The 16,055-nt window shown below is 64.6% G+C and carries 13 protein-coding genes; 4 read left to right on the forward strand and 9 right to left on the reverse strand.

The features are described from left to right. Nucleotides 1–175: 175 nt before the first annotated feature. From J1M43_RS10925 to J1M43_RS10960, 8 genes are read right to left on the reverse strand one after another with little or no spacing between them, the layout of a single operon-like run. Complete coding sequence (locus J1M43_RS10925) at nt 176–874, reverse strand: cytidylyltransferase domain-containing protein (RefSeq protein ID WP_206476681.1); 699 nt, start codon at nt 872–874, stop codon at nt 176–178. Beyond that, nucleotides 871–1,917 (reverse strand): nucleotidyltransferase family protein, encoded by a 1,047-nt coding sequence (locus J1M43_RS10930; protein WP_206476682.1) that lies wholly within the window; start codon nt 1,915–1,917, stop codon nt 871–873. The genes J1M43_RS10925 and J1M43_RS10930 overlap by 4 nt, the downstream gene beginning before the upstream one ends. Then, complete coding sequence (locus tag J1M43_RS10935) at nt 1,910–2,557, reverse strand: acetyltransferase (protein ID WP_206476683.1); 648 nt, start codon at nt 2,555–2,557, stop codon at nt 1,910–1,912. Before J1M43_RS10935 ends, J1M43_RS10930 begins: the two co-directional genes overlap by 8 nt. Further along, nucleotides 2,550–3,644, reverse strand: a complete 1,095-nt coding sequence (gene neuB / locus J1M43_RS10940) for an N-acetylneuraminate synthase (RefSeq protein ID WP_206476684.1) — start codon at nt 3,642–3,644, stop codon at nt 2,550–2,552. Before neuB ends, J1M43_RS10935 begins: the two co-directional genes overlap by 8 nt. Next, nucleotides 3,641–4,804 (reverse strand): UDP-N-acetylglucosamine 2-epimerase, encoded by a 1,164-nt coding sequence (gene neuC, locus J1M43_RS10945; protein ID WP_206476685.1) that lies wholly within the window; start codon nt 4,802–4,804, stop codon nt 3,641–3,643. The genes neuB and neuC overlap by 4 nt, the downstream gene beginning before the upstream one ends. Further along, nucleotides 4,801–5,958 (reverse strand): LegC family aminotransferase, encoded by a 1,158-nt coding sequence (locus J1M43_RS10950; RefSeq protein WP_206476686.1) that lies wholly within the window; start codon nt 5,956–5,958, stop codon nt 4,801–4,803. The genes neuC and J1M43_RS10950 overlap by 4 nt, the downstream gene beginning before the upstream one ends. After that, nucleotides 5,955–6,950 carry a GDP-mannose 4,6-dehydratase gene (locus J1M43_RS10955; RefSeq protein ID WP_206476687.1) on the reverse strand — a complete coding sequence of 332 codons (996 nt, stop codon included), beginning with the start codon at nt 6,948–6,950 and terminating at the stop codon, nt 5,955–5,957. The genes J1M43_RS10950 and J1M43_RS10955 overlap by 4 nt, the downstream gene beginning before the upstream one ends. A 30-nt stretch (nt 6,951–6,980) precedes the next feature. Further along, nucleotides 6,981–9,692, reverse strand: coding sequence for an LGFP repeat-containing protein (locus J1M43_RS10960; RefSeq protein ID WP_206476688.1), 2,712 nt, complete (start codon nt 9,690–9,692; stop codon nt 6,981–6,983). A 135-nt stretch (nt 9,693–9,827) separates the two neighbouring features. Here J1M43_RS10960 and rfbA point away from each other — a divergent pair, with 135 nt between their 5' ends. From rfbA to J1M43_RS10975, 3 genes are read left to right on the forward strand one after another with little or no spacing between them, the layout of a single operon-like run. Continuing rightward, nucleotides 9,828–10,700, forward strand: coding sequence for a glucose-1-phosphate thymidylyltransferase RfbA (gene rfbA / locus J1M43_RS10965; RefSeq protein WP_206476689.1), 873 nt, complete (start codon nt 9,828–9,830; stop codon nt 10,698–10,700). Then, on the forward strand, nt 10,697–11,695 hold the full coding sequence (rfbB, locus tag J1M43_RS10970) for a dTDP-glucose 4,6-dehydratase (protein ID WP_206476690.1): 999 nt from the start codon (nt 10,697–10,699) through the stop codon (nt 11,693–11,695). The genes rfbA and rfbB overlap by 4 nt, the downstream gene beginning before the upstream one ends. Further along, entirely contained in the window at nt 11,692–13,104 is a 1,413-nt protein-coding gene (locus tag J1M43_RS10975) for a bifunctional dTDP-4-dehydrorhamnose 3,5-epimerase family protein/NAD(P)-dependent oxidoreductase (protein ID WP_206476691.1), read from the forward strand. Before rfbB ends, J1M43_RS10975 begins: the two co-directional genes overlap by 4 nt. Before the next feature lie 48 nt (nt 13,105–13,152). On the opposite strand, the gene J1M43_RS10980 is transcribed toward J1M43_RS10975, so the two are convergent. Continuing rightward, a complete protein-coding gene (locus J1M43_RS10980) occupies nt 13,153–14,226 on the reverse strand; it encodes a glycosyltransferase (RefSeq protein ID WP_206476692.1) in 1,074 nt (357 codons plus the stop codon). Nucleotides 14,227–14,293: 67 nt separating this feature from the next. Between J1M43_RS10980 and J1M43_RS17095 the strand changes: the two genes are divergently transcribed. Next, a complete protein-coding gene (locus J1M43_RS17095) occupies nt 14,294–16,048 on the forward strand; it encodes a DUF4012 domain-containing protein (RefSeq protein ID WP_206476693.1) in 1,755 nt (584 codons plus the stop codon). Nucleotides 16,049–16,055: the final 7 nt, after the last annotated feature.

The following is a 16,055-nucleotide window of genomic DNA, read 5'->3' on the forward strand; positions in this document are numbered from 1 at the left end:
CTGCCGTTCTCCTCCGCTGACAGCGCCCACGAGATCTGGATACGAACCTGCGCCCAAAATGGCACAGTTCCTCCGGGTAGGACCTCGAGAAGCTCGTCGGGCGCGTCATCCTCGAGATCAAGGATCGCTCGCATGGCAGCCGAAGTTCTTCCATCGAGACCCTGCACGTCGAAACTCATAGGTCGCTCCGCTGGTTCATCTGCCATTCAACAATCCGAAAGTCGAACTCACTGTCGACGTCTGTCGATCGTTCGGCGGGCATCTCGTACAGGATCGTCGATGGGAAGAACACGACCTGATCTTCGATGAGAGCCCTGCGTCGCCATACGTAGATCGAACCATTCATATCGAAGCAGCGAGGTGCGTCCTGGCGGCGCAGTACCGCGTCCCCGGGCGTTTTGCTCACAGCAACTGTTCCGTCGGGCTGTTCTTCGACCAGATTGAAATAAGGATTACGACGTGCCTCGACCCCCGTGATCAATGATTCGACGTCGTGGCCCTCGAACATCGCGACAGCCTCGCGGATGTCTTGAACTGTGCGCAACGGGCTGGTGGCATCGAGATCAACGCATACGTCATATTGTTCGCCCGTACGAGCTTCTGTTGACCTGACAGCGTGAGCGATCGCGGGAACCTTGCCAGCGGTATCAGTCGCCATCTCCGGCGGACGGCGCACCACCCCCGTCGCGCCGAAGCCCGGGGCCAGCGAGAGGATCTCTTCAGAATCGCTCGATACAACGACTTCATCGAACAATCCGGTTGCGACGGCCTGCGCCACCGAGTGACCGAACAGCGGCCGGCCTGCGACGACCCGCAGGTTCTTTCCCGGCACACCCTTCGAACCGGCTCGCACCGTGATCGTGCAGATCCTCATCGCCGACTCCGTTCCCACGCCTGACGAGCGCGCTCGAGATCCTCCGGGCGTCCCACGTCGATCCACTCCTCGTGAATCTCGAACGCCCCCACTTTTCGGCCGTCATCCATGAGCCGCGCCAGCAGGGTCGGCATATCGCAGTACTCGTCTGGCGCGAGCAGATCAAGCGCGCGCGGGTCCAGGACGTAGATGCCCGCGCTCACCAGCTCGCTGTGATACGGCTTCTCAGCGAGTGCGGTCACGATGTCACCCTCCCGCCGGATCACCCCGTAGGGGATCTCGAATCCGTACTCCCGTGCACCGATGGTCGCGGACGCGGCGGCCTCTGTGTGGAATGCGAGCATTCTTCGAAGATCCACCATTGTGAGCAGATCCGAGTTCATCACCACGAAGGGTTCAGCTATCGCGTCAAGAAGCTGCGCCAGTGCACCGGCTGTACCCAGCGGTGCGGGCTCATGGAGGTACGTGATCTCCAGGCCGCGCGAACTCCCGTCACCGAGGTGCTCCTCGATGAGGTGACCGAGGTGATTCACAGACACGTGGATCCGACGGAACCCCTGATCGTGCAGCCGGCCGAGAATGATATCGATCATCGGCACGTCACCGAGGGGCACAAGCGGCTTGGGGATGTCCTTGGTGATCGGATAGAGCCTCTGCCCCCGTCCTCCGGCCATCAGCACCACAGGAGTGTTCAGTGGGGTGGCGATGTGCGCCAGCTCGCCGACCACGTCGACCATTCGGCCGTCGCCGTCCACGACCGCGACCACGCGGATGCCGCGGATCGCCTTCAGAGCGTCCACATCCTCCTGGCTCGCTGTCGGAGAAACCGAAGCGGGGTGGCGATTCATCACTGTATCCACGCGCGCATCCAAAGATTTCCCCGCCAGCAATCCTCGCCGGATGTCGCCATCGCTGACAGCGCCCACGAGCCGCCCGTCAGCGTCCTCGACGAAGACCACCTGAACAGCACCGCGATCGAGTTGCATGAGTGCGGCGCGAATACTCGTCTCCGGCGCGACGACGAGAATGTCTCTGTCAATCATGCTCTCTCGCCCTCAACTCCTGGAACGGCCGTGCGGGTACTCCCACGACGGTGGCGTCTGCGGGCACCGAGTGGGTGACGACCGCGCCCGCGCCGACGACACTCCCCGACCCTACCGTCAGTCCTTGGAGGACCATTGCTCCCATTCCGATGTGGGCGCTCGCCTCGATCACGACGTCGCCGGCCAGGAGGGCGCCGGGAGCGACATGGGCGTGCTCGCCTATCACCGTGTCGTGTTCGACGATCGCGCCCGAATTGATCAGCGCACCCGTTCCGATCTGCGCACCCGCGTTGATGACTGCGCCCGCCATCACCTGCACACCGGCAGGCACGGACACAGAAGGATCGACGAATGCACGCGGGTGCACGATCGTTACGACAGTGAACCCTCGTGAGGTCGCTGCCAAGTGCAGTCGACGGCGCGCCGCCGTGGATGAGACGGATCCCATGGCGTTGACGATGTCGACCTCGCGCGGGTCGAGTGCGTCGAGAAACTCATCACCACCAAGATGAGCAAGCCCAGTGAGTCGCGCCGAAGGTTCGGGGGCGAGGTAACCGTACGCGCTTCTGCCTGACATCGCGAGCGCCGCGAGCACCGAACGCGCGTGCCCTCCTGCGCCGAGAAGTACGAGATCAGCCATCGATGAGCTCACCACGGCGGTAGTCACGGGACGCAGGCGCACCCACCACATCCCAGTAGTCGAACGAGGTACGCCCACTTGCCGGGCGGAAGCACGCGACGTCGACGTCAGCGATGATCGCACCCTCTTTGATATCGGTGGCCGCCACCAGGCTACGTCGGACAACCGCACGGTTGCCTTCCTCCACCGGCTGACATCTCTTCTCGGTTGACCCCAGCATCACCGGCACGCGACGGAGGTCGGCGACGTAGTCTCGCAAGCCATCGGGGTCGAGGGACGCCGCATGATCGGGGCCCTCCGCCCGCACGTCGAAGGTGAAGTGCTTCTCGACGACCGTGGCACCAAGCCCGACGGCAAGCACCGACGCGAGCGACCCGAGCGAATGGTCGGAGTAGCCGACCTGATGCCCGAAGGTCGTGGCGATCGTCTGCATCGCGCGTAGGTTCAGATGCTCGTCGGCAGCGGGATACTCGGTCGTGCAATGAAGGATCGTGACATGCTGCGCGAACGCGACTTCGTCATTGCGGCGCTGCCATGCGTTCTCCAGAACGTCATCCGTGAGCCGTACGGCGTCAAGCTGCCCCCGCGATTGCAACAGCCCAGCAGCGATGAAGCGCAGCGCACGCTCGATCTCGGCCATCTCAGCCATCCCAGTGGACAAGATGACAGGCAGCCCGGTCCGACCGGCTGCGACCAGAAGCGGCGCGAAGGTCAGGTCGCCGGATGCAATCTTGACCTTGGGGATCCCCAGCTCTGTGACGAGGAAGTCGAGGCCCGCGATGTCGAATGCGGTCGAGAGGAACTCGATCCCGCGAGACTCACAGCGATCTCGAAGGCGTCGGAATTCTGCATGGCTCAGCTCGAGTTGGCGGAGCAGGTCATGCTGCGAACGACGATCATCATCGGACGTGCGCTGGTAGGCGGCCAGCTCGGCGCTCTCAAGCGCGAGGCTGTCTGCCGAGAACGTCTGAAACTTCACCGCATCAGCACCGGCAGACGCCGCGAGGTCTACGAGCTCCTCTGCCGTGGTGACGGAGCCGTTGTGGTTCACTCCGGCTTCAGCGATCACGAAAACGTGTTCGGTCATGATCCCGATCCCTCCTCGAGGTCGTGGAATTTCTTGCGCGGCGGCGTAGGAATCGTCGCGTCGCGTAGCGTCGCAGCAGTGCGGGCAGCGAATCCGGGATGACCAAAGATGTCGATGTCCGACTGATCCTGCACCCCCCGGATCGCATCTCTCAGGGCGGACGCGATGGCAGTGCGGTTTGCGTCCGGCGTGGCGACGCTGGACGCGAGCGGCCGCCCCTTCTGCCGATCTCCGACCAGTACGGACGGAGTACCGAGTACTGGCGCCTCCAGCACGGTACTGGATGAGTTCCCGGCCACGACGGTCGCCGCTGACATGGCACTCAGATACCCGAGTTGACCGAATGATTCGACGAAGTCCACACGGTCCGTGTTGGACTCCACGAACGCCGCGATGCGCTGACGGACATCCGCGGTGCCGATGTCGGAGTTCGATCCCGTGACGACCACATGCAGTCCGTCCACCTCGAGGAGAGCGACGAGGAGCTCCTCCAGCACGACCTCAGGAGCATCGACGTCCATCACAGCAGGGTGGAACGTCACGAGCGCGGTCGGCTGCGAAAGCCGTACGCCGAAGCGCCGCTCCACCTCCTCCCGAGGAAGAAGTTCAAGCGCGCTGAGCGCGTCGACGATCGGTGCCCCGTGAAAATACACCCGGTCCGGCTGCTCCCCCATTTGGATCACGCGTCGACGATGGTCTTCGGTCGACGTGAAATGGAGGTACGCCATCTTGGTGATCGAGTGGCGCAGCGCGTCATCCATCGCGCCCTCGGTGAGCTCTCCACCGTGGATGTGCGCCAGCGGAACCGAAACGACCGTCGCGGCAGTTGCCGCCGCGAATGCCTCGAGACGGTCACCCAGGACGACGAGGATGTCCGGCGCAAGGTCGGTCAGCACACGCGCGTAACGCGGCAGTGCGCTGCCGACATCTTCGGCCGCGCCCAACCGGCTGTCGTCTGCTGACCAGATCGGCACGGATGCAGCGACCCTGAGTCCGTCATCTTCAATCTCCGACTCAGTGCGCCCGAAAGCGTCGCTGAGGTGTGTGCCGGTGACGATGAGTTGCAGCTCGAGCGCTTCGTCCGCCTCGATCTCCTGCAGCAACCCTCTCAGGAGACCGTAATCAGCGCGGGTACCGGTGAGAACAGCGATCTTCCTCATGCCGCCGCCAGGGCCGGCGAGCTCGGAATGCACACCACGCTGGCTTGAAGAGCGTCAGCCACCGGAGTGGGGGCATGCGGCAGATGGCGATATGGCGCCTGCCGATGGAGAAGATTCCAGAACGGGCGACATTGCAGTCCCGCATCGTTCGTGGCCTCGAGCAGCTCATCGCGCCTTTCGACTCCGCCGGTCACGCGCACTGCACAGAGCCAATAGTTGCTTTCGGTGCCGTCCGGCTCGGAGAGAAAATGCACCCCGGACAAGTCCTCAAAAGCATCCCGATAGCGATCGGCGAGCCGTCGCTTGGCTGCAAGGAACTCGGGAAGTCGTTCCAACTGCGCAACTCCGAGTGCGGCGTTGAGATTCGGCATTCGGTAGTTGTAGGCCACCTCATCATGCTCGAACTCCCACCGGTGCGGCAGCTTGGCTGTCGTGGTGACATGCCGCGCGCGGCGCGCGAGTTCCTCATCACTCGTGAGGATCATTCCCCCGCCACCGGTGGTGAGGATCTTGTTGCCGTTGAAACTGAGGATTCCGAGGGTTCCGAATGTTCCCGTGTGTGAAGTGCCGGCACGGCTGCCGAGCGACTCGGCGGCGTCCTCGACCACTGGAACTCCGTAGGCCTCAGCAAGCGCGACCAGTTCGACGATGCGCATCGGGTGGCCAAGCGTGTGCATCGGGACGATTGCGCCGATTCGACGTCCAGTGACGCTGTTGACGAGACCGTCCGACGTAGATCGCGCGGCGACGAGCACCGCTTCCACAGCCTCGACAGAGAGACCGAGCGTCTCCTCATCACTGTCCACGAAATACGGGTGGGCACCGACGTGCGACACCGCGTTCGCAGTGGCGACGAACGACAGCGTAGGCACGATCACGTCGTCGCCCGCTCCGACTCCGGCAAGTTCCAGGGCCACCTGGAGTGCTGAAGTCCCGTTGGACACGGCGACACCGTATCCGGCACCGGTGAGCTCAGCGATTGATTGCTCGAACTCTCCGACGAAACTTCCCACGCTCGACACGAAGGTGGAATCGAGGCACTCCCGCACCTTCTGCTTCTCGACATCGGTGATATCTGGGATATGCAGGCCGACGAACGAGTCCTCGCCGACCACCCCACGAATCGTACGGACGAAGTCCTTGGCGTCACTCATACGACGTAGGCGTCGGTGCGGTAACGAGCCAGATTCGCCGGGTCAGTGAACCACTCGGCGGTCGCGCGCAGACCCTCGCGGAATCCGTCGACACCGTCGTACCGCGGGCTCCAGCCGAGAACCTGCTGCGCCTTCGTGTTGTCCGAGTACAGTCGCTCTACCTCGGAGTTGGCGGGGCGCAATCGGGCCGGGTCTTCGGTCGCGGTGGCGTCGATGCCCATCGCTTCCGCGATGAGATCGAACGTCTGACCGATCGAGACTTCGAACCCAACGCCGAGGTTGATGACTTCGCCCACCCCTGCCTTGCTCGTGAGCGCGGCTGTGAACCCGGACACTGTGTCGGGAACGTAAGTGAAATCGCGTGTGGGGGTGATCGCGCCGAGCTGGATCTCCCGCTTCCCGGCAGCGAGCTGGCTGATGATCGTCGGGATCACAGCGCGGGCGGACTGACGCGGCCCAAACGTATTGAAGGGACGAATCGTCACCGTGGGGAGCCCGAATGACGCATGATACGAGTTGACCATCTGATCGGCGGCGATCTTCGAGGCGGAGTACGGCGACTGGCCCTGGAGTGGGTGCCCCTCATCCATCGGCACATAACGCGCCGTCCCATACACCTCGCTGGTGGAGGTGTGGATGAAGCGGCGGACGTCCGCAGCACGAGCGGCGTTGAGCAGGTTGAGCGTGCCCTGGATGTTCGTCTGCACGTACAGATCCGGAGCGGCGTAGGAGTACGGAATCGCGATCAACGCTGCCAGATGGAGCACCGCGTCGCGGTCTCGGACTGCCGACATCATGAGCGCCGGGTCCCGCACGTCGCCTGGAAGGAACTCGATCTGAGCCGCGACCTCGGGATCGATGCCGTCGAGCCAACCGCGCGAATCGAAAGAGTTATAGAGGACGAGTGCTCGGACTTCGTGTCCATCCCGGACGAGCTGCTCCGCGAGGTGCGATCCGATGAATCCGTCAGCTCCTGTGAGCAGTACCTTCATGTCTCCAGTCTATGCGCCACAGTTGAGTGTTCACTTGAACGTGGTCACTGCCGGCTTGCCCGGGGAGTAGGCGATCGTTCCTCCAGTGAAAGTCTGCGAGCACGCTCCACCAGAGCATGTCTCAGCACTGGTCGGCCAGCCGAGTTTGCCACGTAACCAACCCGCAGCGCTGTACGCCGTCATCACTGTGGACGAAGATGCGAACGTGCCTTTCGCGGACGAATGGACCCAACCGCCTTGGAACTGCTGCGCGACGCCGTTGCCGTTTCGATCGGTAACAACCTGCTCCGCCTTCACCGGCCAACCCAGATCGCCACGGACCCATCCCGCGGCGCTGTACCCAGCCATGATCTTCGATGACGACGAGAACGTACCCGTCGCAGATGAATGGACCCAGCCGCCTTCGAATTCCTGCGCGACGCCGTTGCCCTTCGCATCAGTCACCACCTGCTCAGCCTTCACCGGCCAGCCCAGGAACCCTCGGAGCCATCCCGCTGCACTGTAGCCGTTCATGATCTTCGTCGAAGACGAGAACGTGCCCCGATCCGACGCATGCATCCAACCCGCCGCGTACTTGCGAGCGAGCCCGTTCCCGTTGGTATCAGCAACGACTTGGACCCCCGCGCCAGCCGCGCCGAGAGCGCCTGCCTGCGCTGACCTCATCGTCGTCACCGTTGCCGAAGTGATTCCAAGCATCGCGACAGCCGCTTTACCCGGGGTGTACGAGATCGTTCCTCCTTCGAACGGCTGCGAGCATACCGTTCCCGAGCACGTCTCCATCCCCGTCGGCCAGCCGAGCTTGCCCCGTAGCCATCCGGCGGCGCTGTATGCCGACATGATGGGGGCCGAAGACACGAACGTTCCTGCGTCAGACGAGTGAACCCATCCGTTTGTGAACTTCTGTGCGAGGCCACTTCCGTTGGGATCGGCCACGGTCTGAACCGTCTGCCCGACGCCTAGCGACTTCGTCACACTCGTCTGCGCGGCTGCGGCTGCGTTGATCGCGGCAGCCGTCACGCCCAACGTCATGACGGCAGCCTGACCCTTGATATAGCTGATCATCCCCCCGTTGAAGCCCTGAGCACACACCTGACCAGTGCACGTCTCCGCTCCGGTGGGCCAGCCGAGCTTGCCGCGAATCCAGCCCGCGGCGCTGTACGCCTTCATCACCGTCGCCGACGACGAGAACGTCCCCTTCGCCGATGAATGGATCCAGCCGCCCTCGAATTCCTGTGCGACTCCGTTGCCGTTCGGATCAGTCACAACCTGCTCCGCTTTGGCCGGCCAACCCAGATCGCCACGCAGCCATCCTGCTGCGCTGTATCCGGCCATGATCTTCGACGACGACGAGAACGTCCCCTTCGCTGACGAGTGGATCCACCCACCCGTGTACTTCCGTGCCAAACCGCTGCCGTTCGGGTCTGACACCAGCTGCACGGCGGCAAGCGGTTTGCCTAGTGCACCGGTCGCTCCCCCACGCGCGGCGTATTCCTTATCGATCGCCCCGGGCGATACGCCGAAAGTGGTCGTTGCAGCCTTGCCGGTCGCGTAGGAGATGATCCCACCTTCGAATGCCTGCGAGCAGATGCCACTCGTGCACCACCCCTGCGTCACGGGCCAGCCGAGGTCCCCGCGTAGCCATCCCGCTGCGCTATAGGCAGTCATCACCTGGGGTCGCGATGAGAAAGTGCCCTTGGCGGACGAGTGAATCCAACCACCAGCAAACTGCTGCGCTTGCCCGTTGCCGTTCGGGTCCGTCACGATCTGCACGGGCGCGGCCGGGTTGCCGAGAGCGCCGGCGGCACCGCCCATTCGCTTCCACTCGGTAGCGATGGCTCCTGTCGGTGTGTAAGCCGGCTTCTGCGTCGACCCGAACCAGTCCGTGAAGTAGTTGTAGAAGTTGCGGTTGCCGTAGCTCGAGCAGCCATCGCCCTCACCGTATCCGGCACGAAGGGCAGCCGCGTTCGGCTGGTACGGCGTGTAGTAGTAGAGCGCCGCAGTCGCCTTGTTCGCGACGTAGACGTTTCCTCGTCCGCACGACGCGTTCGGGTGGTACAGAATGCCCCAGGTCTTACCCGGCGCATACCACTGGAACCACTTGCCCTCCATGTATATCTGCATCTGGCGCGCTGCGCCGTAGATCTGGTGGAAGAAGCCGACGAAGTTCGGGTCGCACGGAGCAGTGTCCGGGCAACCCTGCCCCAACGCGCTGTCGTAGCGCCACGAGCTCGGCCACGTGTGGCTGATGAGCCCCTGCTCCTTCTGGAGCATCACGATGAGCACCTGCGGATTGATGTTGCACGACTGCGCCACCCGATAGATGATGCGCGCGGCGGACTCGTTAGCCGCGCCGGTGTACCCGCTGCAGTACGCGTCGGCGGGACGATTCACCGAGCTGATCTTGAAGTCTTTCAGACAGACATAACCCGATTGGCATCGCGAGACCTTGCCGTTGAAGAAGCTCTGGATCTGCGCCTCGGTCATGGTGCTCTTGTTGGTGAACACCGCATCGCTGATGATGTTTCCCGCACTAAAGCCGGCGAGCGAAGTCTTGACGATTCCCGTCTGCGCGGGGTCGCCTGCGGTGCGCGCGAGGCTGGCGGTCGTGCTCTGCGAGGCGGATGCCGTGGCCACCGCCACCGGCGCGACAGTGCCGACCACGACAGCCGTCACAGCAACGAGAACGGTGAGGAATCGCGCGATGTTGAGCGCGTTTCGAGAGCGTGGGGCAGGTCGAGACATGTGACTAGTGTGGCGGAAGTTACGGGATGATGCCACTGCGACCAGAGAAACTGGAGAGAAACGCCGCGTGTCGCGCGGATTCACCGTCTCTCACCAGCTTCACGACTCGCGCGATCCATGTGCCACGATGGACTCGTGAAGGGCATTATTCTCGCGGGCGGCTCGGGTACTCGGCTGCACCCGATTACTCTCGGCGTATCGAAGCAGTTGATCCCGGTGTACGACAAGCCGATGGTCTATTACCCGTTGTCGACGTTGATGCTCGCGGGTATCAGGGACATCATGGTGATCACGACGCCGCACGACGCGGAGCATTTCGAACGTCTGCTGGGCGACGGTTCGCAGTTCGGAATCAATCTCACTTTCGCGCAGCAGGCGTCTCCGGATGGACTGGCACAGGCGTTCACGATCGGCGCGGACTTCATCGGCGATGACAATGTGGCCCTCGTGCTCGGTGACAATCTGCTCTACGGACCGGGCCTGGGCACGCAGCTCAAGAGGTTCTCCGATATCGAGGGAGGTGCGATCTTCGCATACTGGGTCGCTGAGCCTCAGGCGTACGGTGTGGTCGAGTTCGACGGTGAGGGCAAGGCGATCTCTCTGGAAGAGAAGCCCGCGTCCCCGAAGAGCAACTACGCGGTGCCCGGCCTGTACTTCTACGACAACGACGTCGTCGAGATCGCACGGAATCTTGAGCCGAGTGCGCGCGGCGAGTATGAGATCACTGATATCAACCGTGCCTATCTGGAGCGGGACAAGCTGCAGGTGGAGGTCCTGCCGCGCGGCACCGCGTGGTTGGACACCGGGACATTCGATCAGATGACGGACGCCGCGGACTACGTGCGCACGATGGAGCGTCGTACGGCGTTGAAGATCGGTGTGCCCGAGGAGGTGGCGTGGCGTCAGGGGTATCTCACAGATGACGAGCTGCGCGCGCGTGCGGACAAGCTGGTGAAGTCGGGCTACGGCACCTACCTGCTGGACTTGCTCAGGAGAGGACACGTATGAGCCGTCTGCTCGTGACCGGCGGGGCCGGCTTCATCGGCTCCAACTTCGTGCACCATGCCGTCGAGAACACCGACCACCACGTGACCGTCCTCGACGCCCTGACGTATGCCGGTAACCGGGCATCGCTGGCGGGGCTGCCAGAGCACCGGGTCGCGTTCGTGCACGGCGACATCACGGATGCGCCACTGGTTGACGAGTTGTTCTCACAGGCAGATGCGGTGGTGCATTACGCGGCGGAGTCCCACAACGACAACTCGCTGGACGACCCGCGCCCGTTCCTGGACACGAACATCGTCGGCACCTACACGCTGCTCGAGGCCGCACGCCGCCACGACAGCCGCCTGCATCACATCTCCACCGATGAGGTGTACGGCGATCTTGAACTGGATGACCCGGAGCGGTTCACCGAGACCACGCCGTACAACCCGTCATCTCCGTACTCCTCGACGAAGGCGGGCAGTGACCTGCTGGTGCGCGCGTGGGTGCGCTCGTTCGGAGTGCGGGCGACGATCTCGAACTGTTCGAACAACTACGGCCCCTACCAGCATGTGGAGAAGTTCATCCCGCGTCAGATCACGAACGTGATCCGCGGCATCCGCCCCAAGCTCTACGGCGCCGGCGAGAACGTGCGGGACTGGATCCACGCCGACGACCACTCCTCCGCCGTGCTGACCATCCTCGACAAGGGCGTCAACGGCGAGACGTACCTGATCGGCGCCGACGGGGAGAAGAACAACAAGGACGTCGTCGAGTTGATCCTCACCACCATGGGTGAGCCTGCAGACGCGTACGACCACGTCACCGACCGTGCCGGCCACGACCTGCGCTACGCGATCGATTCGACCAAACTGCGCACGGAACTCGGCTGGAACCCTGCATACGGCGACTTCGAGTCGGGCCTTGCCGCGACGATCGACTGGTACCGCGCGAACGAGGACTGGTGGGCGCCCAGCAAGGACGCGACCGAGGCGTTCTACGCGGGGAAAGGCCAGTGAACGACATCTTCGGCAAGCAGCTGCAGCGCATCGAGACGCCGATCCCCGGACTGGTGCTGTTCGAGCTGCCCGTGCACGGCGACTCGCGCGGCTGGTTCAAGGAGAACTGGCAGCGCGAGAAGATGACCGCGCTGGGGCTGGACGACTTCGGTCCGGTGCAGAACAACATCTCCTTCAACGACGAGGTCGGCACGACCCGCGGCGTCCACGCCGAACCGTGGGACAAGTGGGTCTCGGTCGCAACCGGACGCATCTTCGGTGCGTGGGTGGACCTCCGCGAGGGCCCCAGCTTCGGCGCCGTCTTCACGACCGAGATCGACCCCTCGAGAGCGATCTTCGTGCCCCGCGGAGTCGGCAACTCGTACCAGACGCTCGCACCCGATACGGCATACGCGTACCTCGTGAACGACCACTGGTCGCCCGCCGCCGAATACGCGTTCCTCAACCTCGCAGACGAGACGGCCGCCATCGAGTGGCCGATCCCGCTCAGCGAAGTCGAGATCTCCGAGAAGGACAAAGCCCACCCGCGGCTCGCCGACGTCGCACCGATCCCCCCGCGCAAGACGCTGGTGCTCGGTGCAGGCGGACAGCTCGGTCTCGCACTGCGTGCTCGTCTCGGAGATGCCGCACACATCGAGTACACCACCCGTGCCGAGCTCGACGTCACAGCCCCCGACATCGCGCGGGCGCGACGCTGGCGCGACTACGGCACGATCATCAACGCCGCCGCGTACACAGCCGTCGATGCCGCAGAGACGCCCGAAGGGCGTGCTGCCGCATGGCAGGCGAATGCTGTGGCCGTCGCGGCCCTCGCACGCATCGCCAATGAGAACGGCATCACACTCGTGCACGTCTCGAGCGACTACGTGTTCGACGGCACTGAGGACGGCGCCTACACCGAGGACGCCGCGTTCTCACCGCTCGGCGTATACGGGCAGTCCAAAGCCGCCGGCGACCTGGCCGCCCAGACCGCGTCACGGCACTACATCGTCCGCACGTCCTGGGTGATCGGCGAAGGCAAGAACTTCGTGCGCACCATGGCCTCGCTCGCCGACCGCGGCATCGATCCGAGCGTCGTCAGCGACCAGATCGGACGGCTGACGTTCACGACCGACATCGCGGACGCGATCGTGCACCTGCTCGAGGTCGGTGCCGACTACGGCACCTACAACGTCACCAGCGGCGGCGCCGAACTCTCGTGGGCTGACATCGCCCGCGATGTCTTCCGTCTGACCGGGAACGACCTCGCACGCGTGAGCGATGTGACCACCGCCGCGTACTTCGCGAACGCAACCCCGCCGGTCTCCCCCCGTCCGCTGAACAGCGTGCTGGATCTGACCAAGATCACTGCGACCGGATTCACACCGCGTGACGGTGGCGATGCCCTCGCGGCGTACCTCGGGGCCTGATCGGTACAGCGGGCATGGCACCGACATGACCCGAGCGAGCGACCTGCGTCAGAGATCCGCGTGCAGCGCCCAGACCCGTTCGGCGGAACTCGCCCACGAGAAGGCCCGTGCCCTGTCCCCCGCGAGCACTCCGAGCCGCTTTCCGCCGGCACCGACGGCATCCGTCAGCGCATCGGAAAGCTCATCGGGCGGGACCAGCGAGCCGCCCTCCGCGATGACGTCGCGGTGCACTCCGCTGTCGACCGCGATGAGTGGCACACTCAGTGACATCGCCTCCATCGCGCGCCACGGCCATGCCGACAGAGCGCTGGTCGCGACGAACGCTGCGGCGCCGGCCAACACGGCGGCACGGTCTTCGGCAGGAAGTGTGCCGCGCACGTGCGCGCGACGCTCCGGCAGCCCGACGGCAGACGCGATCTCCACCAGTCGCGGCTCCGCACCGTCCGCGGCATCCAGAACGACGGCATCGACGTCAGCGGCAGCCGCAGCCCGGAAGCCGGATTCCAGGCTCTCGGCCGAACCGGTGAGCACTACGTAGCGCTCCGGCAGTGCCATCGCGGTCCGCCGCTGCGCTGCGTCGACCGGAACCTCGAACCCTTCCGGGGCCGCGCCAGAGATCACCCGCACCCGATCACCGAGTTTCGCGAACGAACCGATCCTTTCCGCCATGGAGTGAGAGGGAACGACCACGACGTCGGCGTGCCTGGACGCGCGACGCAGCATCCCGCGCTGCCACGCGACAGCGCCTTTCGATTTCAGTTCCGGTGCTTCCCACGCCTGCAGGTCCCAGACCGTCACAGCGACCTGGTCGTCGTGGTGCAGACGATCGTGTTTGACGAGCGGCGCCATGAGCGTCGGGGCGTGGATGAGCCCGCCGCCCACGCCCGGCACGATCCCGAGCTGCCAGGAGCCTGCGAGCTCGCGCCGCCCCAGCGGAAGCACACGCGTGCCTGCGAGTCCGACCAGATCGGCCGCTCCCCCGGCGGGCACGATGGCCTCCACCGTGCATCCCGACGGCGCCGTGGCGACCAGGCCCGCCGTAAGGTCCAGCGCGGCGGTCGCCTGATCCGGGTCGATGACCTGTGTGATCTGGTCGAGAACGACACGCAACTGGGCACCCATAACCACAGAGTATCCGCGACGTCCAGGAAAACCCGCGAGTGACGCCGGTCCATGCTTGAATGCAGGGGTGAGTGACGGCCGACTTCCCGTGCAGCGCCGATGGATCCGATGGGTCATCGGCGCTGTTGTGACGCTGCTCGTGCTCGCGACCGGCTGGGTCGTCATCCGAGGATTCAGTGCCGCCAGCGAGCTGCAAGGCGTCGCGACCTCGACCTCGCAGCTGCGCACCTCGATCGCAGAGCAGAATCTCGCGAGGGCAGAGCTGGTGGCACCTCGCATCGCGCAGCACGCAGCGTCCGCACGCGATCTCACCTCCGATCCCATCTGGCGCGGATTCGAGTTCGTCCCCTGGGTGGGCCAGAATTTCACGGCGATGCGAGAGATCGCAGAGATCGCGGACAGCATAGCCACGGATGCGGTGACCCCATTGCTGGGGATCGCCGGCGACGTCGATCTCGCCGGTCTCGGCGTCAGCGGAGCATCGATCGACTACTCCCCCCTCGCCGCTGCCGAGGAGCCTCTCGCTGCCGCAAGCGCGACGCTCGCCGCCGCAGAGATCAGGGCGCAGCAGATCGATGCCGGTGCCGCGCTCACGCCGTTCGCGGACGCCGTCCGCGACATGCGCGACGTCGTGACGAAGACCGCCACCGCCGTCGGTGCGATCCACGGCGCCTCCGTCGTGCTGCCGACGATGCTCGGCGGAGACACCCCGCGCAATTACCTCGTCGTGATGCAGGACAACGCGGAACTGCGCTCGAGCGGCGGCATCGTCAGGTCGCTGACGCTGCTGCACGCCGAGGGCGGCAAGATCACGATCGTGCAGCAGGCCTCCACCCGGGACTTCCCCGGGCTCGAGTCGCCCCTGCCGTTGAGTGAATCCACGATCGCGCTGTTCGGGGATCGTCCCGGCGTCGCCGTGCAGGACATCACCAGCATCCCCGACTTCACCGAGGCCGGGCCGATTCTCGCACTGCGCTGGCAACAGCGCTTCGGGCAGAGCATCGACGGAGTGATCGCGATCGACGCCGTCGTCGCGAAGTACCTGACCGATGCAACAGGCGAGGTCTCCTTCGGCCCGTTCACCGCCGATGCCGACAGCATCCTGCCCATCCTCCTCTCCGAGATGTACACGAGCGTCACCGATCCGAATCAGTCGAACGACGTCTTCGTGCAGGCGGCGAATGCGGTGCTGGTCGCCTCGCTGAGCAGCACGCAGCCGCAGAAGATCATCGGAGCGCTCTCCGCCTCGGCGGACGAAGACCGCATCCGTGTCTGGAGTGCGCACCCAGAGGAACAGCGACTTCTCGCCGCGTCGTCTCTCGGCGGCGCACTTCCTGTCGACGGCGAACGCGGCGCCAACGTCGGCGTGCTCTTCAACGACGCGACCGGCGGGAAGATGGACTTCCACACCGCCGCCGCGATCAGCACCGCCGTCGGAGAATGCCGAGGAGAGCGGGCGACCCAGGTGCAGGTGACCTGGACCAATGATGCGCCCCAGGATGCTGCGGAGACACTGCCGGAATCCGTGACGGGCGGCGGAGGGGAGATCGATCCGGGCGATGTCCGGACGCTCGTCGCCGTGTACGGCCCCGAGGGTGCGACGCTGCGATCGACCGATCGTGACGGCGACGAAGCCGAAGACGCGCAGACGACGACGCTCGGTACCCGCGAGATCGTTCAGCTCGACGTGCTGCTGGCACCCGGCGAGTCGACCACGATCACCGTCTCATTCGCCGGCACCGCCGAACGCGTCACCAGGGTGCAGCACACCCCCATGATCGAGGAACCGGAGACGACGACAGGCGACCTCGACTGCTCGTAGCAGCAGA

The organism is Microbacterium sp. KRD172 (genome assembly GCF_017168295.1).
In the GTDB taxonomy this organism is placed as follows: Bacteria; Actinomycetota; Actinomycetes; order Actinomycetales; family Microbacteriaceae; genus Microbacterium; species Microbacterium profundi.

Excerpts from the sequence above, each read along its gene's own strand:
- J1M43_RS10955 (WP_206476687.1), bottom strand. The coding sequence starts at position 6,950 with ATGAAGGTACTGCTCACAGGAGCTGACGGATTCATCGGATCGCACCTC.
- neuB (WP_206476684.1), bottom strand. The coding sequence starts at position 3,644 with ATGACCGAACACGTTTTCGTGATCGCTGAAGCCGGAGTGAACCACAAC.
- J1M43_RS10930 (WP_206476682.1), bottom strand. The coding sequence starts at position 1,917 with ATGATTGACAGAGACATTCTCGTCGTCGCGCCGGAGACGAGTATTCGC.
- J1M43_RS10960 (WP_206476688.1), bottom strand. The coding sequence starts at position 9,692 with ATGTCTCGACCTGCCCCACGCTCTCGAAACGCGCTCAACATCGCGCGA.
- J1M43_RS10980 (WP_206476692.1), bottom strand. The coding sequence starts at position 14,226 with ATGGGTGCCCAGTTGCGTGTCGTTCTCGACCAGATCACACAGGTCATC.
- rfbB (WP_206476690.1), top strand. The coding sequence starts at position 10,697 with ATGAGCCGTCTGCTCGTGACCGGCGGGGCCGGCTTCATCGGCTCCAAC.
- J1M43_RS10950 (WP_206476686.1), bottom strand. The coding sequence starts at position 5,958 with ATGAGTGACGCCAAGGACTTCGTCCGTACGATTCGTGGGGTGGTCGGC.
- J1M43_RS10925 (WP_206476681.1), bottom strand. The coding sequence starts at position 874 with ATGAGGATCTGCACGATCACGGTGCGAGCCGGTTCGAAGGGTGTGCCG.
- J1M43_RS10935 (WP_206476683.1), bottom strand. The coding sequence starts at position 2,557 with ATGGCTGATCTCGTACTTCTCGGCGCAGGAGGGCACGCGCGTTCGGTG.
- neuC (WP_206476685.1), bottom strand. The coding sequence starts at position 4,804 with ATGAGGAAGATCGCTGTTCTCACCGGTACCCGCGCTGATTACGGTCTC.